Source organism: Streptomyces sp. NPDC047049, from assembly GCF_040643995.1.
Classification (GTDB): domain Bacteria; phylum Actinomycetota; class Actinomycetes; order Streptomycetales; family Streptomycetaceae; genus Streptomyces; species Streptomyces mooreae.
Map to the genome: position 1 here is coordinate 145,623 of NZ_JBEYVM010000018.1, position 19,421 is coordinate 165,043.

Annotated in this window: 14 protein-coding genes; 12 read left to right on the forward strand and 2 right to left on the reverse strand. The window is 71.1% G+C overall.

Annotation, left to right across the window (positions count from 1 at the left end; all coding sequences use genetic code 11):
* Position 1: 1 nt before the first annotated feature.
* The 9 genes from ABZ851_RS29800 (at position 2) to ABZ851_RS29840 (ending at position 11,218) form a co-directional block, all read left to right on the forward strand.
* Positions 2-766 (forward strand): DUF3710 domain-containing protein, encoded by a 765-nt coding sequence (locus ABZ851_RS29800; RefSeq protein ID WP_361133879.1) that lies wholly within the window; start codon positions 2-4, stop codon positions 764-766.
* A 325-nt stretch (positions 767-1,091) separates the two neighbouring features.
* A complete protein-coding gene (gene kdpF / locus ABZ851_RS29805) occupies positions 1,092-1,181 on the forward strand; it encodes a K(+)-transporting ATPase subunit F (protein WP_033264828.1) in 90 nt (29 codons plus the stop codon).
* A 31-nt stretch (positions 1,182-1,212) separates the two neighbouring features.
* Entirely contained in the window at positions 1,213-2,928 is a 1,716-nt protein-coding gene (gene kdpA / locus ABZ851_RS29810) for a potassium-transporting ATPase subunit KdpA (protein WP_361133919.1), read from the forward strand.
* A 32-nt stretch (positions 2,929-2,960) separates the two neighbouring features.
* Entirely contained in the window at positions 2,961-5,060 is a 2,100-nt protein-coding gene (gene kdpB / locus ABZ851_RS29815; RefSeq protein WP_361133921.1) for a potassium-transporting ATPase subunit KdpB, read from the forward strand.
* On the forward strand, positions 5,057-5,734 hold the full coding sequence (gene kdpC / locus ABZ851_RS29820) for a potassium-transporting ATPase subunit KdpC (RefSeq protein WP_361133882.1): 678 nt from the start codon (positions 5,057-5,059) through the stop codon (positions 5,732-5,734). The genes kdpB and kdpC overlap by 4 nt, the downstream gene beginning before the upstream one ends.
* Before the next feature lie 774 nt (positions 5,735-6,508).
* Complete coding sequence (locus ABZ851_RS29825; RefSeq protein ID WP_361133885.1) at positions 6,509-9,061, forward strand: sensor histidine kinase KdpD; 2,553 nt, start codon at positions 6,509-6,511, stop codon at positions 9,059-9,061.
* Positions 9,062-9,140: 79 nt separating this feature from the next.
* The gene (locus ABZ851_RS29830) at positions 9,141-9,824 is read left to right on the forward strand and encodes a response regulator (RefSeq protein WP_093491608.1); all 684 of its coding nucleotides are present in this window, start codon (positions 9,141-9,143) and stop codon (positions 9,822-9,824) included.
* 116 nt (positions 9,825-9,940) lie between these two features.
* The gene (locus ABZ851_RS29835) at positions 9,941-10,339 is read left to right on the forward strand and encodes an OB-fold nucleic acid binding domain-containing protein (RefSeq protein ID WP_030088861.1); all 399 of its coding nucleotides are present in this window, start codon (positions 9,941-9,943) and stop codon (positions 10,337-10,339) included.
* A gap of 108 nt (positions 10,340-10,447) precedes the next feature.
* On the forward strand, positions 10,448-11,218 hold the full coding sequence (locus ABZ851_RS29840) for a DUF3159 domain-containing protein (protein WP_361133923.1): 771 nt from the start codon (positions 10,448-10,450) through the stop codon (positions 11,216-11,218).
* A gap of 144 nt (positions 11,219-11,362) precedes the next feature.
* On the opposite strand, the gene ABZ851_RS29845 is transcribed toward ABZ851_RS29840, so the two are convergent.
* Positions 11,363-12,034, reverse strand: a complete 672-nt coding sequence (locus tag ABZ851_RS29845; RefSeq protein WP_030088864.1) for a TrkA family potassium uptake protein — start codon at positions 12,032-12,034, stop codon at positions 11,363-11,365.
* Positions 12,031-12,699, reverse strand: coding sequence for a TrkA family potassium uptake protein (locus ABZ851_RS29850; protein ID WP_086721044.1), 669 nt, complete (start codon positions 12,697-12,699; stop codon positions 12,031-12,033). The genes ABZ851_RS29845 and ABZ851_RS29850 overlap by 4 nt, the downstream gene beginning before the upstream one ends.
* A gap of 328 nt (positions 12,700-13,027) precedes the next feature.
* Here ABZ851_RS29850 and ABZ851_RS29855 point away from each other — a divergent pair, with 328 nt between their 5' ends.
* The 3 genes from ABZ851_RS29855 to ABZ851_RS29865 all read left to right on the forward strand — a co-directional run bounded on the left by ABZ851_RS29855 (position 13,028) and on the right by ABZ851_RS29865 (position 19,027).
* Positions 13,028-14,995, forward strand: a complete 1,968-nt coding sequence (locus ABZ851_RS29855) for an NAD-binding protein (RefSeq protein WP_361133926.1) — start codon at positions 13,028-13,030, stop codon at positions 14,993-14,995.
* 317 nt (positions 14,996-15,312) lie between these two features.
* Positions 15,313-17,364, forward strand: coding sequence for an APC family permease (locus ABZ851_RS29860; RefSeq protein ID WP_361133890.1), 2,052 nt, complete (start codon positions 15,313-15,315; stop codon positions 17,362-17,364).
* Positions 17,365-17,695: 331 nt separating this feature from the next.
* Positions 17,696-19,027 (forward strand): TRAM domain-containing protein, encoded by a 1,332-nt coding sequence (locus ABZ851_RS29865; RefSeq protein WP_361133893.1) that lies wholly within the window; start codon positions 17,696-17,698, stop codon positions 19,025-19,027.
* The last annotated feature ends 394 nt before the right edge of the window (positions 19,028-19,421 follow it).

A 19,421-nucleotide genomic window follows, 5' to 3' on the forward strand; every position in this document is an offset into this window, starting at 1 on the left:
CGTGTTCGGACGTCGCAAGAAGAACGAGGCTCCTGAAGAGTCGGTCGAGGACACCACGCTCGACGAGCACGCGGTGAGCGACGCCGACGAGGACGAGGCGCCGCAGCAGCGGCTCAATCTTCCGCCCGCGCCGCGCCCCGACGGTCCCTGGGACGCGTCGGAGATCTCCGAGCCCGGCGAGGGCCGGGTCGACCTCGGCGGGCTGTTCGTGCCGGGTGTCGAGGGCATGGAGCTCCGGGTGGAGGTCGCCGGTGACGCCATCGTCGCCGCGACCGTGGTGCTGCAGGACAGCGCCGTGCAGCTGCAGGCCTTCGCCGCCCCCAAGAACGAGGGCATCTGGGGCGAGGTCCGCGAGGAGATCGCGGCCGGCATCACCCAGCAGGGCGGTGTCATCGACGAGGTCGAGGGCCCGCTGGGCTGGGAGCTGCGGGCCCAGGTGCCCGTACAGCTGCCGGACGGCACGAACGGTGTGCAGGTCGTGCGCTTCGTCGGAGTCGACGGCCCCCGGTGGTTCCTGCGCGGTGTGATCTCCGGCCAGGGCGCGGTGCAGCCGCAGGCCGCCAGCGTGCTGGAACACATCTTCCGGGACACCGTCATCATCCGCGGCGAGGGCCCGATGGCCCCCCGCGACCCGATCGTCCTGAAGCTGCCGGACGACGCCCAGATGGTGCCGGACGGCGTGCAGCAGGACCAGGTCGAGCAGTCGCGTTTCGGCGGTGGTGTGGAGCGTCTGGAGCGTGGACCGGAGATCACCGAGATCCGCTGACACCTCCGGCGGCCGGGCGGCGTGAGGGCGCCCCGGTTACGGCTGGATCGTGACGGTCAGCAGGGCCCGTACTCCCCTTCGGGGGGTGCGGGCCCGCTGTGTTTGTGCAGGTCAGGTCGCGATGCGTAGGAAAGTCGTCAAGGGAGCGCCAATGGCCGTAAGGGAGCCGTCAACAGTGGTCACGGGCGGCCGGAACGGCGCTTTGCTCTAGGGGTCCTGTCCGCCCCGTCCACTAGGAGCACACGATGGCCGATGTGGCCTTCGTCGTCGTCACGATCGCGGTCTTCGCGCTGGTGGCTCTCGTCGCCAAGGGGGTGGCGAAGCTGTGACCGCGGAGAACATCGTCGGCCTGGTCGTGGCCGTCGCCCTGCTCGGCTACCTGGTCCTCGCCCTCGTCTTCCCGGAGAGGTTCTGAGGTGTCGACTGCTGCTGCCGCAGCGGGCCACATGAGCCCCGTTCTCGCGGGCGTCCTCCAGCTGACAGCGCTCATCGCGGCGCTGGCCCTGGCGTACCGCCCCCTCGGCGACCACATGGCCGCCGTCTACACGTCCCCCAGGCACCTCCGGATCGAGAAGGCCGTCTACCGCTGCATAGGTGCCGACGCCGACACGCAGATGCGCTGGCCGGCCTACCTGCGCGGCGTCCTGGCGTTCTCCGCGGCGGGGGTGCTCTTCCTCTACCTGCTGCAGCGCGTCCAGGGCGGTATGCCGCTGTCCCTCGGCTTCGCGTCGATCAGCCCGGACCAGGCCTTCAACACCGCGGCGTCCTTCGTCGCCAACACCAACTGGCAGTCCTACAGCGGCGAACAGGCGATGGGCCACGTCGTGCAGACCGCCGGTCTCGCGGTGCAGAACTTCGTCTCCGCCGCCACCGGCATGGCCGTTGCCGTCGCTCTCGTCCGCGGCTTCGCCCTCCCCCGAGCTCTCGGCTCCGCTCGAGCAGGGGGTACCCCCAACCGCACCGGCGAGCTGGGCAACTTCTGGGCCGACCTGGTCCGCGGCACCGTACGGGTGCTGCTGCCGATCGCGGTCATCGGCGCCCTCGTCCTGGTGGCCTGTGGTGCCGTCCAGAACTTCTCGGGCATCCATGAGGTCGGTCAGTTCATGGGCGGCTCCCAGCAGACCAACGGCGGCGCGGTCGCCTCCCAGGAGGTCATCAAGGAACTGGGCACCAACGGGGGCGGCTACTTCAACGCCAACTCCGCCCACCCCTTCGAGAACCCCGATGCCTTCACCAACCTCTTCGAGGTCTTCCTGATCCTGGTCATCCCGTTCGCGCTCACCCGGACCTTCGGCAAGCTGGTCGGGAACGTGCGGCAGGGTTACGCGATCCTCGCCACGATGGGCGTCATCTGGCTGGGCTTCACGGCCCTGATGATGTGGACCGAGTTCGCCCACGGCGGCCCGGCCCTGCAGGCCGCGGGCGGCGCCATGGAAGGCAAGGAGACCCGCTTCGGCATCGCCGGTTCCTCGATCTTCTCGGTGGCCACCACCCTCACGTCCACCGGCGCGGTGGACTCCTTCCACTCCTCCTTCACGGCCTTCGGCGGCGGGATCCAGCTGCTCGGCATGATGCTCGGTGAGATCGCGCCCGGCGGCGTGGGCTCCGGCCTCTACGGCATGCTCGTCATGGCGGTCATCGCGGTGTTCATCGCCGGTCTGATGGTCGGCCGCACACCCGAGTACCTGGGCAAGAAGATCGGCACCCGCGAGATCAAGCTCGCCGCCTGCTACATCCTCATCACCCCGACGCTGGTGCTCGGCTTCACCGCCGCCTCGATGGTGCTGCCCGACGCGCTGGGCTCGATGCTCAACACCAAGGCGCTGGGCGCCGGTTCGCACGGCTTCTCCGAGGTGCTGTACGCGTTCACCTCCGGCGCCAACAACAACGGTTCGGCCTTCGGCGGCCTGAACGCCAATACGCCCTGGTACAACACCACGATCGGTCTGGCGATGCTGCTCGGCCGCTTCCTGCCGATGGTGTTCGTGCTCGCCCTGGCCGGCTCGCTCGCCGGGCAGCAGCCGGTCCCGGAGACCGCGGGCACCCTCCGTACCGAGAAGCCGCTCTTCGCCGGGCTGCTCGTCGGCACGATCCTGATCATCACCGGTCTGACCTACTTCCCGGCGCTGGCCCTCGGGCCGCTGGCGGAGGGGCTGTCATGACCGTCCCCGTGAAACCGGAGGAGTCCGGCTCCATGTCCACCGCCACCGAGACCCGTGCTCCGCACCAGGACGTCCCCCGTGGGCACCAGCCCGGCGACGGCCGTGTGGGCGGCGGTCTCTTCAACCCCAGGCAGCTGCTCACGTCCCTGCCGGACGCGCTGCGCAAACTCGACCCACGGGTGATGGTCAAGTCCCCCGTGATGTTCGTGGTCGAGGTCGGCTCCGTGCTGACCACGATCTTCGCCTGCACGGACCCCACCGACTGGTTCGGCTGGGCGATCGCCGTCTGGCTGTGGCTGACCGTCCTCTTCGCCAACCTCGCCGAGGCGGTCGCCGAGGGCCGGGGCAAGGCGCAGGCCGACACCCTGCGCCAGGCCAAGACCGACACCGTGGCACGCCGGCTGAGCGGCAGCGACGAGGAGCGGGTGCCCGGCACCGAGCTGCGCATCGGCGACCTCGTCGTGTGCGAGTCGGGGGACGTCATTCCCGGTGACGGCGATGTCGTCGAAGGGGTGGCGTCCGTTGACGAGTCCGCCATCACCGGCGAGTCGGCTCCGGTCATCCGCGAGTCGGGCGGTGACCGCTCGGCCGTGACCGGCGGGACGAAGGTGCTCTCCGACCGCATCGTCATCAAGATCACGACGAAGCCCGGCGAGACCTTCATCGACCGGATGATCAACCTCGTCGAGGGGGCCGCACGGCAGAAGACCCCCAACGAGATCGCGCTCAACATCCTGCTCGCCTCGCTCACCATCGTCTTCCTGCTGGCGGTCGTCACCCTCCAGCCCTTCGCGATCTACGCGGGCGCCGAGCAGACCATGATCGTCCTGCTGGCGCTGCTGGTCTGCCTCATCCCGACGACCATCGGTGCGCTGCTCTCGGCCATCGGCATCGCAGGCATGGACCGCCTGGTGCAGCGCAACGTCCTGGCCATGTCCGGCCGCGCCGTCGAAGCCGCGGGCGATGTATCGACATTGCTGCTCGACAAGACCGGCACCATCACCCTCGGCAACCGCCAGGCTGCCGAGTTCGTCCCCGTCCGCGGCACCACCGAGGCCGAGGTCGCGGACGCCGCCCAGCTGTCCTCGCTGGCCGACGAGACCCCTGAGGGCCGCTCCATCGTCGTGCTCGCCAAGGAGAAGTACGGACTGCGCGAGCGCCACCAGGGCGAGTTGACGGACGCCGAGTGGGTCCCCTTCACCGCCCAGACCCGGATGTCGGGTGTGGACGTCGACGGGCGCAAGGTCCGTAAGGGCGCGTCAGGTTCGGTCATCGCCTGGGTCAGGGAACGCGGCGGCAGCGTCGCGGAGGACGCCCAGCAGCTCACCGACGCCATCTCGCAGGCCGGCGGCACCCCGCTGCTGGTCGCCCTGGAGGACGAGAGCGGCCCGCGGGTCCTGGGCGTCATCCACCTCAAGGACGTCGTCAAGGACGGCATGCGCGAACGCTTCGTCGAGCTGCGCAAGATGGGCATCAAGACCGTCATGATCACGGGTGACAACCCGCTGACGGCCAAGGCCATCGCCGATGAGGCCGGGGTGGACGACTTCCTCGCGGAGGCCACGCCCGAGGACAAGATGGCCCTCATCAAGCGGGAGCAGGCCGGCGGCAAGCTGGTCGCGATGACGGGTGACGGGACGAACGACGCCCCCGCCCTCGCCCAGGCGGACGTCGGCGTGGCCATGAACACCGGCACCTCGGCCGCCAAGGAGGCCGGGAACATGGTGGACCTGGACTCCAACCCGACCAAGCTCATCGAGATCGTCGAGATCGGCAAGCAGTTGCTGATCACCCGGGGGGCACTGACGACCTTCTCGATCGCCAACGACGTCGCGAAGTATTTCGCGATCATCCCGGCGATGTTCGCGGTGGCCTACCCCGGCCTGGACACCCTCAACATCATGCGGCTGTCCAGCCCCCAGTCCGCGATCCTCTCGGCGATCATCTTCAACGCGCTGATCATCGTCGCGCTGGTGCCGCTCGCCCTCAAGGGCGTGCGGTACCGGCCGGTCAGCGCCGACCGGATGCTGCGCCGCAACCTCGCCGTCTACGGGCTGGGCGGTCTGATCGCACCGTTCATCGGCATCAAGCTCATCGACCTGCTCCTCACTCTCCTCCCCGGAATCGGGTGACCGCCGTGAACAACTCCGTACGCAACACCGCCCGGTTGATCGGGGCGGGCCTGCGGGCCCTGCTCGTCCTGACCGTGGTCTGCGGGGTGCTCTACCCGCTGGTGGTCACCGCGGTGGCGCAGGCGGCGTTCCCCCGTCAGGCCAACGGGTCCGAGCTGCGCTCCCACGGCAAGGCCGTCGGCTCGTCGCTGCTCGGCCAGCGCTACGACAAGGGCAAGGACAAGGCCGGCAACCCGCTTCCGGATCTGAAGTTCTTCCAGCCGCGCCCCTCGGCGGGCCTGGGGAGCAACAAGGCCAACGGCGTCAACACCCGGTACGACCTCCAGGTCTCCGGCGCCTCCAACCTGGGCGCCACCAACACCGACCTCATCAAGGCGGTGAAGGAGCGCAAGCAGTGGATCTCCGAGACGTACGGGGTCCCCGAGTCGAAGGTCCCGGCGGACGCCGTCACCTCGTCGGGCTCCGGACTCGACCCGGACATCTCACCCGCGTACGCCCAACTGCAGGCGGACCGTGTCGCCAAGGAGAACCAGCTGCCCGGCAGCACGGTGCGGCAGCTGGTCACGCGTCACACCGACGCCCGCACCCTCGGCTTCATGGGGGAACCGCGGGTGAACGTATTGGAGTTGAACCTCGCGCTCCGGGACCTGGTGGAGGGCCGGGCCAAGGGCTGAGCGCACAGGCGCGCGTGCCGGCCTCACCAGACGTCGCCGTCGCGCCAGTCGCAGGTGAGGCCGGTGTCGAGATCGAGGGGGTGGCCGGGGCGGGGAGGACGTGGATACGGCCGTCCTCGCCGGCGGTGCGCCGGATGCCGTCCGGGGTGAGGGCCCAGGACGGGCCGTGCCACAGCTGCCGGCCCCGGGCGGCGTAGAAGGAGGCGGCCTCGTCGGCGGCGCCGAGCGCGCCGAGGTCGTAGCCCCCGCGGATGACCCGCTCCAGGGCGTTCATCATGGCCGCGCCGTGTCCGCGTCCGCGGCGGTCCGCGCTGCCGCCGACGCCCTCCACACAGCCGCAGCGCAGGGCCCGTCCGTCGCCGTCCCGTCGTCCGCCTGTCAGCGAGGTGTCAGGGAAGGGCGGTTGGGCCGGCGCCCTGTGGGGCCGACCGGTGTCATGGAGGCAGTCGGGCCTTCCGGGCCGCCGGGGCCGTCCGAGCCCGAAGCCCCGGCTCACCCCCAAGCTCGTCCCGCCCCGAAGCCCGGCTCACCCCAAAGCCCGTCCCGTCCCAAAACCCAGCTCACCCCCAAGCTTGTCCCGCGCCAAGCCCGCCTGCCCGAAGGCCCGCCCACCCCCATGAACCCCGGCCGCCCGCTCCTCCCGCCGCCTGTATCAGAGTCGCGTCAAGACCGGCCGCCAAGTCGCCTACTGCCCCTTTTGTCCGCTTGTCCGGTCGGTAGGGTCGCAGCAGGTTCAGCCCGGTGGGGGCGGCTTTCACGTAAGACAATGGGGCCATGGCACGCGGCAAGCTACGGATATATCTCGGCGCGGCACCGGGCGTCGGCAAGACGTACGCGATGCTGTCCGAGGCACACCGGCGCATGGAGCGGGGCACGGACCTCGTCGTGGCGTTCGTGGAGCATCACGGCAGGCCCCGTACCGAGGTCATGCTGCACGGCCTGGAGCAGATGCAGCGCCGGGAGCTGGAGTACCGCGGCACGGTTTTCACCGAAATGGACGTGGACGCCGTCCTGGATCGCGCTCCGGCCGTGGCGCTGGTCGACGAGCTGGCCCACACCAACGTCCCCGGCTCGCGCCACGGCAAGCGCTGGCAGGACATCGAGGAGCTGCTGGAAGCCGGGATCGATGTGATCTCGACCGTCAACATCCAGCACCTGGAATCACTCGGGGATGTCGTCGAGTCGATAACGGGTGTGCGCCAGCGCGAGACCGTGCCGGACGAGATCGTCCGCAGGGCCGACCAGATCGAGCTTGTCGACATGTCGCCCCAGGCGATCCGCCGCCGTATGGCGCACGGCAACATCTACCAGCCCGACAAGGTGGACGCCGCCCTGTCCAACTACTTCCGCCCCGGCAACCTCACCGCGCTGCGCGAGCTGGCGCTGCTGTGGGTCGCCGACCGGGTGGACGAGTATCTGCAGGAGTACCGCGCGGAGCATTCGATCCGCTCCACCTGGCAGGCGCGTGAGCGCATCGTCGTCGGACTGACCGGCGGGCCGGAGGGCCGTACGCTGATCCGCCGCGCGGCGCGGATGGCGGCCAAGGGGTCCGGCAGCGAGGTGCTTGCCGTCTACATCGCCCGCAGCGACGGGCTGACCTCGGCCTCACCCAAGGAACTCGCCGTCCAGCGGACGCTGGTGGAGGACCTGGGCGGCACGTTCCATCACGTCATCGGGGACGACATACCCAGCGCGCTGCTGGAGTTCGCGCGCGGGGTCAACGCCACCCAGATCGTGCTGGGATCCAGCCGCCGCAAGGCCTGGCAGTACATCTTCGGGCCGGGGGTGGGGGCGACCGTCGCCCGCGAATCCGGGCCCGATCTCGATGTGCACATCGTCACCCACGACGAGGTCGCCAAGGGCCGCGGTCTGCCGGTGGCGCGCGGTGCGCGGCTGGGGCGCACCCGGATCCTCGCCGGCTGGCTCGTCGGCGTCGTCGGCCCGGTCCTGCTCTCGCTGCTGCTGACCGGCATGGCGAACGGCCCCGGGCTGGCCAACGACGTCCTGCTCTTCCTCTTCCTGACGGTCGTCGCCGCGCTGCTCGGCGGGCAGCTGCCGGCCCTGGCGTCGGCCGCGGTCGGCTCGCTGCTGCTGAACTTCTACTTCACGCCGCCCACCCACACCCTCACGGTCAGCGATCCCAAGAACATCGTCGCCATCGTGATCTTCTTCGCGGTGGCCGTCTCGGTCGCCTCCGTGGTGGACCTCGCCGCCCGCCGCACCCACCAGGCGGCCCGGCTGCGGGCCGAGTCGGAGATCCTGTCCTTCCTCGCGGGCAGCGTGCTGCGGGGGGAGACGACCCTGGACGCCCTGCTGGAGCGGGTGCGGGAGACCTTCGGCATGGAGACGGTGGCGCTGCTGGAGCGGGCCGGCGACGTCGAGCCGTGGACGTGCGCGGGCCGGGCCGGAAGCGACCACGGCAAGCCGCTGATGCGCCCCGAGGACGCGGATGTCGACATGCCCGTGGGTGACCACATGGCGCTGGCGCTGACGGGCCGGGTGCTGCCGGCCGAGGACCGCCGGGTGCTGGCCGCGTTCGCCGCCCAGGCCGCCGTCGTACTGGACCGGCAGCGCCTGGTCGGCGAGGCGGAGCGGGCCCGGGAGCTGGCCGAGGGCAACCGCATCAGGACGGCGCTGCTGGCCGCGGTCAGCCACGATCTGCGGACCCCGCTGGCGAGCATCAAGGCCTCGGTCACCTCCCTGCGCTCCGACGACGTCGCCTGGTCCGAGGAGGACGAGGCGGAGCTGCTGGCCGGCATCGAGGCGGGCGCCGACCGGCTGGACCACCTGGTCGGCAACCTCCTGGACATGTCCCGGCTGCAGACCGGCACGGTCACTCCGCTGATCCGTGAGACCGACCTCGACGAGGTGGTGCCGATGGCGCTCGGCGGCGTCCCCGAGGGCAGCGTCACCCTCGACATCCCCGAGGAGCTGCCGATCGTCGCCATCGACCCGGGACTGCTGGAGCGCGCGGTGGCCAATCTCGTCGAGAACGCCGTGAAATACAGCCCCGACGGTGCGGTGGTGCTGGTCTCGGCCAGCGCGCTCGGCGACCGGGTGGAGCTGCGGATCGCCGACCGCGGCCCCGGGGTGCCGGACAGCGCCAAGGACCGCATCTTCGAACCCTTCCAGCGCTACGGTGACGCTCCGCGCGGTGCCGGCGTGGGCCTCGGCCTGGCCGTGGCGCGCGGTTTCGCGGAGGCGATGGGCGGCACGCTCGCCGCCGAGGACACCCCCGGAGGCGGCATGACGATGGTCCTCACGCTCCGGGCCGCGCCCGGCATGCCGCCGGCCAGGCCCGGCCTTCCGGCCCGGGCCACGACATGAGCCGGGCCGCACGGACCACCCTCACCACACACCCGGCGGGCCCGCCCCGCCGGCCGACGACACCACGAGGAGAACGCCAGTGAACCGGGTGCTTGTGGTCGATGACGAGCCGCAGATCGTCCGCGCCCTCGTGATCAACCTGAAGGCGCGCAAATACGAGGTCGACGCCGCCCCCGACGGGGCCACCGCGCTCAGACTCGCGGCCGCCCGCCACCCCGATGTCATCGTCCTCGACCTCGGTCTGCCCGATATGGACGGCGTCGAGGTGATCAAGGGGCTGCGGGGCTGGACGCGGGTGCCGATCCTGGTGCTCTCCGCGCGGCAGACCTCCGACGAGAAGGTGGAGGCGCTGGACGCCGGCGCGGACGACTACGTCACCAAGCCGTTCGGCATGGACGAGCTGCTGGCCCGCCTGCGGGCGGCGGTGCGCCGGGCCGAGCCGACGGGGCCTGCCGAGGACGAGGTGATCGTCGAGACGGAAGGTTTCTCCGTCGACCTCGCGGCGAAGAAGGTCAACCGCGGCGGCCGGGACATCCGGCTGACCCCCACCGAGTGGCATCTGCTGGAGGTCCTGGTCCGCAACGCCGGCCGGCTGGTCAGCCAGAAGCAGCTGCTCCAGGAGGTCTGGGGCCCCTCGTACGGCACCGAGACCAACTACCTGCGGGTGTACATGGCCCAGCTCCGCCGCAAGCTGGAGAGCGATCCCTCGCACCCGAAGCACTTCATCACGGAGCCGGGGATGGGGTACCGCTTCGAGCAGTGAGACGGCGGGGCGCGGCCGGGCTCCGGCCCCCGCGGCGGGACGCGGCTTTGTGAGGCGGGTACGAAGTCCGTGTGCGGACCGTGATCCGCGGCCCCGGCCACCGGTACGCTGGGGTTATGAGTGCTGGGACCCGTTCCGAGAAGCCGGCCGGCCGATTCCGCCGGCTGCTCGACAGGCTGTCCTCCTCCGAGGAGGAGCTGCAGTCCGCCGAGCTGCAGCAGGATGCGCAGGACGCGGGGTGCACCCGTATCTGCGACTGCGACGACCGGCAGATAGTGAAGGTCACCGGCACCCTGCGGCATGTGACGCTGCGGCCGCGCGCCGGTGTGCCCGCGCTCGAGGCGGAGCTCTTCGACGGCTCCGCGGCGCTCGACGTGGTGTGGCTCGGCCGCCGCTCCATCGTCGGGATCGAGCCGGGCCGAAAGCTCATCGCCTCGGGCCGGGTCTCCCTGAGCCACGGACGCCGGGTGCTCTTCAATCCGAAGTACGAACTCCGACCGCTCGGACAGGAGTAGCCGGTGACGTCTCACGACCGACCGACCACTGACGCGGAGGGCGGCCCCGACGCCCCCGCAGGCCCCTCGCCCGAGCCGGGCGACCGAACAGATGCCGACAACAGGCAGGTGACCGAGGCGGCGCTGTTCGAGGCGTTCGGCGGGGTACGCGGCATGGTGGAGACCGTGGTCCCCGGCCTGCTGTTCGTCACGATCTTCACCATCAACAAGGATCTGCACACCTCGGCGATCGCCGCGCTGGCCGTCTCGCTGGTGCTGGCGGCCGTGCGCCTGGTCCGCAGGGACACCGTCAAGCACGCCTTCAGCGGCGTCTTCGGGGTGGTCTTCGGCGTGGTCTTCGCGATGATGACGGGCAACGCCAAGGACTTCTATCTGCCGGGGATGCTCTACACCCTCGGACTGTCCCTCGCCTACATGATCACCACGGCCGCGGGCGTCCCGCTCATCGGGCTGATCCTGGGGCCGGTGTTCAAGGAGAACCTTTCCTGGCGCACCCGCAACCCGGGACGCAAGAAGGCGTACGCCAAGGCCAGCTGGGCCTGGGGACTGATCCTCTTCGCCAAGTGCGCGATCCTCTTCCCGCTGTACTGGTGGGCGGACACCACCCAGCTCGGCTGGGTGCTGATCGCGCTGAAGATCCCGCCGTTCCTGCTCGCCGTCTACCTCACCTGGGTCTTCCTGGCGAAGGCACCGCCGCCGATCGACGTCTTCGCCGAGATGGAGGCCAAGGAGCAGGCTGAAAAGGAGGCGGAGGAGCGGCGCCGCGGCGAGCGCGCAGTACTGGACGGGGTCGCCGAGGACCTCTACCAGGAGATGGCGTCCGAGGTCGTGGCGGAGGCCGCCGACGAGCGGCCGCGGCGGGCGCGCCACCGCCGCTGACGGGACGGGCGGCCGACACCGCACACATCTGCGCCCGGGGCCCGGGAACCAAGCGGTTCCCGGGCCCCGGGCGCTTCACGTGGGTGTCGGGTGCCCCGTCGGACGTCCCGCCGGGGCACCCACCGGCGGGACCACCGGCCGGTGCTACGCGTCCTCGCGCCGCACCGACAGCAGATCCTCCAACTGCTCCTCGCGCGACTGGGCCGCGACGAACAGCAACTCGTCACCGGCCTCCAGCGCGTCCTCCTTGTTGGGCGTGAGCACCCGCGTCCCGCGGATGATCGTCACCAGGGAGGTGTCCTCGGGCCACTCCACATCGCCCACCCGGGTGCCCGCCAGCGCGGCCTCCGGAGGCAGCGTCAGCTCGACGAGGTTGGCGTCACCGTGGCTGAAGCGCAGCAGCCGGACGAGATCGCCGACGCTCACCGCCTCCTCGACCAGGGCCGACATCAGACGCGGCGTGGAGACCGCGACATCGACGCCCCAGGACTCGTTGAACAGCCACTCGTTCTTCGGGTTGTTGACCCGGGCGACCACCCGCGGCACGCCGTACTCGGTCTTGGCGAGCAGCGACACGACGAGGTTCACCTTGTCGTCGCCGGTCGCCGCGATGACGACGTTGCAGCGCTGCAGCGCCGCCTCGTCCAGCGAGGTGATCTCGCAGGCGTCGGCCAGCAGCCACTCCGCCAGCGGCACCCGCTCGACCGAGATGGCGGTCGGCGCCTTGTCGATGAGCAGGATCTCGTGCCCGTTCTCCAGCAGCTCGCCCGCGATGGAACGGCCCACCGCGCCTGCGCCTGCGATCGCGACCCTCATGCGTGCGCTCCCTCAGGACCCGTGGCGAATGCCGCCTCCACCTTCTCGACCTCGTCGGTGCGCATCATGACGTGCACTAGGTCGCCTTCCTGCAGCACGGTCTGCGAGGTCGGCAGAATCGCCTCGCCCAGCCGGGTGAGGAAGGCGACGCGGACGCCGGTCTCCTCCTGGAGGGTGCTGATCTTGTGGCCGACCCAGGAGGGGGAGGTGTGCACCTCCGCGAGCTGGACGCCACCGCTCGGGTCCCGCCACAGCGGTTCGGCGCCCGAGGGCAGCAGCCGGCGCAGCATCTGGTCGGCCGTCCAGCGGACGGTGGCGACGGTCGGGATGCCCAGGCGCTGGTAGACCTCGGCGCGGCGCGGGTCGTAAATACGGGCCGCGACGTTCTCGACACCGAACATCTCACGGGCCACCCGGGCGGCGATGATGTTGGAGTTGTCACCGCTGGAGACGGCCGCGAACGCGCCCGCCTCCTCGATGCCGGCCTCGCGCAGGGTGTCCTGGTCGAAGCCGACGCCGGTCACCCGGCGGCCGCCGAAGGACGACCCCAGACGACGGAACGCCGTCGGGTCCTGGTCCACCACGGCGATGGTGTGACCCTGGCTCTCCAGGGTCTGCGCAAGCGCGGAGCCCACGCGCCCGCACCCCATGATGACGATGTGCATGCTGATTACCCCGTGCCCTGTACTAGCGCGCTGACCTGCACAAACACCCTGCTCACTACTTTCTTCTCCCAGTACCGGCGACACGGAGCCACGGCTCGTGACAGAACCGGGTGCGGCAGCGGGAGCGCTGGGCGCACCGTGGTCCGGTACAACCGTAGCCGTAATGGCGCTCCTGGTAGGGGGCGCGGTGGGCCGTGGTCGGATGCGGATCCGCGCCGTCCGCGCCGCGCCTCCCGCGCCGGGCTGCGCCGCGCGGCGCCCGTAAGGCACGCTACGAGGTGTGCCCAACCTGCCTCTCCAGCCCCAACAGGGCCACTGCACCCCGCACATGGTGGTCTGCGGCGACGATGCGCTGGCGCATCGGCTCGCCGCCGAACTCCGGGACGTCTACGGCGAACGGGTGACGCTCGTCGTCCCCACCGCCCGGGAATCGCACCGGCCCCGGATCCCGCCGCCGGCCCGTGCGCTGGACCGTGCGACCGCGCTGCTGGGCCGGATGTCGGCGGCGATGACGCGCACGACGGCGCTGCCGCCCGAGGGCCCTGACGACGACGCGGAGGCGCCGGAGGAGACCGTACGGCTCCTGGAGGCGGCCCAGCCGGACGATGCGGCGCTGGCCGCGGCCGGTGTCGCCGAGGCGGACGCCCTGGCGCTGGTCTACGACGACGATGAGCTCAACATCCACGCCGCGCTGCGGGCCCGCCGGCTCAACCCGCGGCTGCGGCTGGTCATCCGGCTCTACAACCGCAAACTCGGCCAGCATCTGGAGGAGTTGCTGGACCAGGCGGCGGCGGTCGCCGCCCTGGGCGCCGACGACGCCGGGGACGCGGAGGCCGTCGATGCCTCCACGACCGTGCTGTCCGACGCCGACACCGTGGCCCCCGCGCTGGCGGCTGCCGCGGTCGCCGGCACCAGCAAGGTCATCGAGGCGGACGGGCTGCTGCTGCGCGCCGTGGAGCGTGCGCCGGTGCCGCCGGGCCGGCCCGGCACTCCGGGGCTGTGCACCCTGGCGCTGCTCTCCGCCGCCGCCAACGACCCCGAGGACGCACCGAGTTCGGCGGCAGGACACGAGGGCCCCGTACTTCTCCCGGATGACACCGCGGCCTCGGCCGCCGTCGGCTGCGGAACCGTCGTCCTGGAGACCGTCTCCTATACGGGGCGGCCGGTGCGCCCCCGCGGACTGCGGGGCCGGGGCGCGCCACTCGCCTCGCTTTTCTCCCGGCGGCTGCGCTGGTCGCTGGCCGGGGTCGTCGGAGCGGTGCTGGCGCTGGCCGTCGCCGGCTGGCTGACCACCGGTGAGGATCCGGTGCACGCCGCCTACCTCTCGCTGCTGGACCTCTTCGCGATCAACGACCCGGCGATCCACGACCCGACGCCCCGCAAGGTGCTGCAGCTGCTGTCCGGGCTGACCGGGCTGTTGCTGCTGCCGGTGCTGGTCGCGGCGGCGCTCGAAGGGCTCGGCACCTTCCGCAGCGCCTCGGCCCTGCGCCGTCCGCCCCGGGGCCTGTCGGGGCATGTGGTGCTGCTCGGCCTCGGCAAGGTCGGGACCCGGGTGCTGGCGCGGCTGCACGAGATGGGCATCCCCGTGGTGTGCATCGAAGGGGACCCCGAGGCACGGGGCATCGCGCTGGCCCGCCGGCTGCGGGTGCCGACCGTGCTGGGGGACGTCACACAAGAAGGTGTCCTGGAAGCCGCGATGATCGAGCGCGCGGCCACCCTGCTCGCTCTGACCAGCGAGGACACCACCAACCTGGAGGCCGCCCTCTATGCCCGCTCGGTCAAGCCGCGGCTGCGGGTGACGCTGCGGCTGTTCGACGACCGGTTCGCCACCGCCGTCTACCGCACCCTGCGCGCCGCGCATCCGCGGGCCCTGACCCGCAGCCGGAGCGTCACCTACCTGGCCGCGCCCGCCTTCGCCGGAGCGATGATGGGCCGCCAGATCCTCGGCGCCATCCCCGTCGAACGCCGGGTGCTGCTGGTCGCCCGGGTCGAGGTGCGCGGCCATGTGGCGCTGGAGGGCCGTACGGTCGCCGAGGTGCTGCGGCCGGGGCGGCTGCGGGTGCTGGCGGTCGACACCTCAGCCCCCGACGATCCGGAGCCGGACGACGCTGCCGCCGCGCCACCGCCCGACGCGGAGCGCGAGCCGGCGCACCTGGTGCACGAACTCGGCGACGGCTATGTCCTGCGGCCACAGGACCGGGTGCTGCTGGTGGCCACCCGGCAGGGGCTGGGCGATCTGCACGTCCGGCGCCACCGGGCCGCGGACACCGGAGCCGGAGCCGCCCGCCAGGGATGACTCACCCGTCACTTTCCGTGACGGGACAGGTCAGTTCATGACAGCTCCCACCCCTCCTCGTGACAGACCGCGTCATTCCCGTGACGGACCGCGTCAACTCCATGACGGACCGCCTCACCCCGTGACGAACGCCACGGAGACGCCCCCCCCGGGGCCGCCCCGTGCGCGTGACGTGCGGATCCTGTGGAGGCGACCGGCCGCGATGCGCCCCTCAGCAGGGCGGACGCGTCCCGCCCGCCGCATCGCGGGCTCCGCCGACGCCACCCGATCCGGTAGCGGGTGGGCGCAGACCTTGACGAAGGCTTAGCATCCTCTGCGTGTCCAAACTGACCGACGTGCCCAAACGGATCTTGATCGGGCGCGCACTGCGCAGCGACAAGCTCGGGGAGACCCTGCTTCCCAAGCGCATCGCACTACCCGTCTTCGCCTCCGACCCGCTCTCCTCCGTGGCCTATGCGCCGGGCGAGGTGCTGCTCGTCCTGTCCGTCGCGGGTGTGTCTGCGTACAACTTCAGCCCCTGGATCGCGGTCGCGGTCGTGGTGCTGATGTTCACGGTCGTCGCGTCGTACCGGCAGAACGTGCACGCCTACCCGAGCGGTGGCGGTGACTACGAGGTCGCCAACACCAACCTCGGCCCCAAGGCCGGTCTCACCGTCGCCAGCGCGCTGCTCGTCGACTATGTGCTGACCGTCGCGGTCTCCATCTCCTCCGGGGTGGAGAACCTGGGCTCCGCGATCCCCTTCGTCGTCCAGCACAAGACCCTGTGCGCGATCGCCATCATCGTGCTGCTCACGCTGATGAACCTGCGCGGCGTCAAGGAATCGGGCAAGCTCTTCGCGATCCCGACGTATGTCTTCGTGGCCGGCGTCTTCATCATGATCATCTGGGGTGTGATCCGCGGCGTCGTCCTGGGCGACACGATGAAGGCCCCCACCGCCGACTTCACCATCCACGCGGAACAGGGCGGCCTGGCCGGCTTCGCCCTGGTCTTCCTCATGCTGCGGGCCTTCTCCTCCGGCTGCGCCGCGCTCACCGGCGTCGAGGCGATCTCCAACGGCGTCCCGGCCTTCCGCAAGCCGAAGTCCAAGAACGCCGCGACCACCCTGGCCCTCATGGGCGGGCTGGCCGTCACCATGTTCTGCGGCATCATCGGCCTGGCCATGGCCACCCACGTACGGATGGCCGAGACCCCCGCCAAGGACCTCTTCCAGAACGGCAAGCCGATCGGGGCCGGCTACACCCAGGACCCGGTCATCTCCCAGGTCGCCTCCGCCGTCTTCGGCAACGGCTCCTTCCTCTTCATCATCCTGGCCGCCGCCACCGCACTGGTCCTCTTCCTCGCGGCCAACACCGCCTACAACGGCTTCCCGCTGCTCGGCTCGATCCTCGCCCAGGACCGCTATCTGCCGCGCCAGCTGCACACCCGCGGCGACCGCCTGGCGTTCTCCAACGGCATCGTCCTGCTGGCCGGCGCCGCCGCGATCCTCGTCTACCTCTACGGCGCGGACTCCACCCGCCTCATCCAGCTCTACATCGTCGGCGTCTTCGTCTCGTTCACGCTCAGCCAGACCGGCATGGTCCGCCACTGGAACCGCCATCTGCTCGGCGAGACCGACCCGGCCAAGCGCCGCCGGATGCACCGCTCCCGCGCCATCAACGCCTTCGGTGCCTTCTTCACGGGCCTGGTCCTGGTCGTCGTCCTCCTGACGAAGTTCACCCACGGCGCGTGGGTGGCGCTGCTCGGCATGGTCATCTTCTTTGTGACGATGTCCGCGATCCGCCGCCACTACGACCGGGTCGCCGACGAGATCGCCGCCGAGGACGCCCCCGACGACGATGTGGTCCGCCCCTCCCGGGTGCACTCCCTCGTCCTGGTCTCCAAGGTGCACAAGCCCACCCTGCGCGCCCTCAACTACGCCAAGCTGATGCGCTCCGACAGCCTCGAAGCGGTCAGCGTGGACGTCGACCAGGCCGACACCAAGGCCCTCCGGGAGGAGTGGGAGCGCCGCGGCATCGAGGTGCCGCTGAAGGTGCTGGCCTCCCCGTACCGAGAGATCACCCGGCCGATCATCGACTACGTCAAGTCGCTGCGCCGGGAGAGCCCGCGCGACGCGGTCTCCGTCTACATCCCCGAATACGTCGTCGGCCACTGGTACGAGCACCTTCTCCACAACCAGTCCGCACTCCGCCTCAAGGGCCGCCTGCTCTTCACCCCCGGCGTCATGGTCACCTCCGTGCCCTGGCAGCTGGACTCCTCCGAGGCCGCCAAGCAGCGCGCCCGCAAGCGCGCGGAGTGGAACGCCCCGGGTGCGGTCCGCCGCGGCCCGGTCGCCCAGCCGAAGAAGGAGAAGGCGGCCACCAAGAAGTAGGGGCACCGCCGCCCCGGCAGGACACCGGGGCGGCGCGGCAGCGGCAGCGGGGCGCGGCACGGGCAGCGGGAGGCCCCGGCGAGGATCGGTGGGCCGCGGCCCCGACGAGGCGTGAGATCCAGCGGCGGGCCGCATGCCCCGGCGAGGGCGCGCTCGGCAGGAGGCCCGGCCGGCCCCGGCACAGCAGCACGGGACCGAGGCAGGACACGGCACGGCGGGACGTAGACTTGACGGTCGGCGTCCCGCCGTACAGAGGGTGGTCCGGCCGTACCGCGCGCCCCGTACCGCCCTCGTCTCGCCCCGCACCACCCACCACAGGAGTCCTCCCGCCATGCAGGCAGAACCGAAGAAATCGCTGGTCGGCGAGGAGTACGAGGTCGAGGTCGGCCCGGTCGCACACGGCGGTCACTGCATCGCCCGCACCGAGGAGGGCCAGGTCCTCTTCGTACGGCACGCCCTGCCCGGCGAGCGGGTCATCGCCCGCGTCACCGACGGCGAGGAGGGCGCGCGCTTCCTGCGCACCGACGCGGTGCAGATCCTCACCCCCTCCAAGGACCGGGTCGAGGCCCCCTGCCCCTTCTCCGGCCCCGGCAAGTGCGGCGGCTGCGACTGGCAGCACGCCGCCCCCGGCGCCCAGCGCCGCCTGAAGGCTTCGGTCATCGCCGAACAGCTGGAACGGCTGGCCGGGCTGTCGCCGGACGACGCCCACTGGGACGGCACGGTCGAGCCCGCCCCCGGCGACAAGGTCGCCAAGGGTGAGGTCCCCGCCTGGCGCACCCGCGTCCAGTACGCCGTCGACGCCGACGGCCACGCGGGCCTGCGCAAGCACCGCTCGCACGACATCGAGCCGGTCACCCACTGCATGATCGCCGCCCCCGGGGTCTCCGAACTCGGCATCGAGAAGCGCGAGTGGCCCCAGATGGCCGCTGTCGAGGCGATCGCCGCCACGGGCTCCCACGACCGCCAGGTCATCCTTACCCCCCGCCCCGGCGGCCGCCTCCCCATCGTCGAACTCGACAAGCCGGTCTCCGTCCTGCGCATCGGCGAGAAGGACGGCGGTGTCCACCGCGTGCACGGCCGCCCCTTCGTCCGCGAGCGCGCCGCCGACCGCACCTGGCGGGTCGGCAACGGCGGCTTCTGGCAGGTCCACCCGAAGGCCGCCGACCTCCTCGTCGAGGCCGTCATGCAGGGCCTGATGCCCAAGAAGGGCGATATGGCCCTCGACCTCTACTGCGGCGTCGGCCTCTTCGCGGGCGCTCTCGCCGAACGCGTCGGCGACAAAGGCGCGGTCCTCGGCATCGAATCCGGCAAGCGTGCCGTCGACGACGCCCGCCACAACCTCCAGGACCTCGACCGCGTACGCATCGAACACGGCAAGGTCGAGGCGATCCTCCCCCGCACCGGCATCACCGACGTCGACCTCATCGTCCTCGACCCGCCCCGCGCCGGCGCCGGCAAGAAGACCGTCAACCACCTCGCCTCCCTCACCCCCCGCCGCATCGCCTACGTCGCCTGCGACCCGGCAGCCCTCGCCCGCGACCTCAAGTACTTCGCGGAGGCGGGATATGGCCCGCGACGGATGCGGGCGTTCGACCTGTTTCCGATGACGCATCACGTGGAGTGCGTGGTGGTGCTGGAGAAGAAGGCGACGAACGGCGCCTGACCCGTGGTCTGGGCGGAGCGCCGAGGCACTGTGGGCCACCGCCGCAGCGGCGGCGCTCGGCGCACCTCCTGGAGAGCGGCGAACCTTCGGCGGAGCGGGAGGACAGCTGAGCCCCTCCCGTGACCAGGAGGTTCGGCGCCCCAGCGGACCGGGACAGCACGAAACCACCGCAGACGTACCCCCCCGAGTCGTGCCGCATCCATAGGATCGTGTAAGTTCTTCGAGTTGCCACAGAGCCGGAAAGGTTCGAGGCGACCATTCGCCGCTTCGCGGCACACCACTACTGCACGGCCCCTCATCGGGACCAATTTCGGCATGCCGAAATTCGACCGTGACGTGATTATGCGTCAACGAGGAATTCCGCTAAAGTAGTGATCACGCCGAAAGGCGCGGC

What these genes read in the sequence shown, in the direction of transcription:
- kdpB (WP_361133921.1), top strand. Translation starts at nt 2,961, where the DNA reads ATGTCCACCGCCACCGAGACCCGTGCTCCGCACCAGGACGTCCCCCGT.
- ABZ851_RS29845 (WP_030088864.1), bottom strand. Translation starts at nt 12,034, where the DNA reads ATGAGGGTCGCGATCGCAGGCGCAGGCGCGGTGGGCCGTTCCATCGCG.
- ABZ851_RS29835 (WP_030088861.1), top strand. Translation starts at nt 9,941, where the DNA reads ATGAGTGCTGGGACCCGTTCCGAGAAGCCGGCCGGCCGATTCCGCCGG.
- ABZ851_RS29850 (WP_086721044.1), bottom strand. Translation starts at nt 12,699, where the DNA reads ATGCACATCGTCATCATGGGGTGCGGGCGCGTGGGCTCCGCGCTTGCG.
- ABZ851_RS29855 (WP_361133926.1), top strand. Translation starts at nt 13,028, where the DNA reads ATGGTGGTCTGCGGCGACGATGCGCTGGCGCATCGGCTCGCCGCCGAA.
- ABZ851_RS29825 (WP_361133885.1), top strand. Translation starts at nt 6,509, where the DNA reads ATGGCACGCGGCAAGCTACGGATATATCTCGGCGCGGCACCGGGCGTC.
- ABZ851_RS29865 (WP_361133893.1), top strand. Translation starts at nt 17,696, where the DNA reads ATGCAGGCAGAACCGAAGAAATCGCTGGTCGGCGAGGAGTACGAGGTC.
- kdpA (WP_361133919.1), top strand. Translation starts at nt 1,213, where the DNA reads ATGAGCCCCGTTCTCGCGGGCGTCCTCCAGCTGACAGCGCTCATCGCG.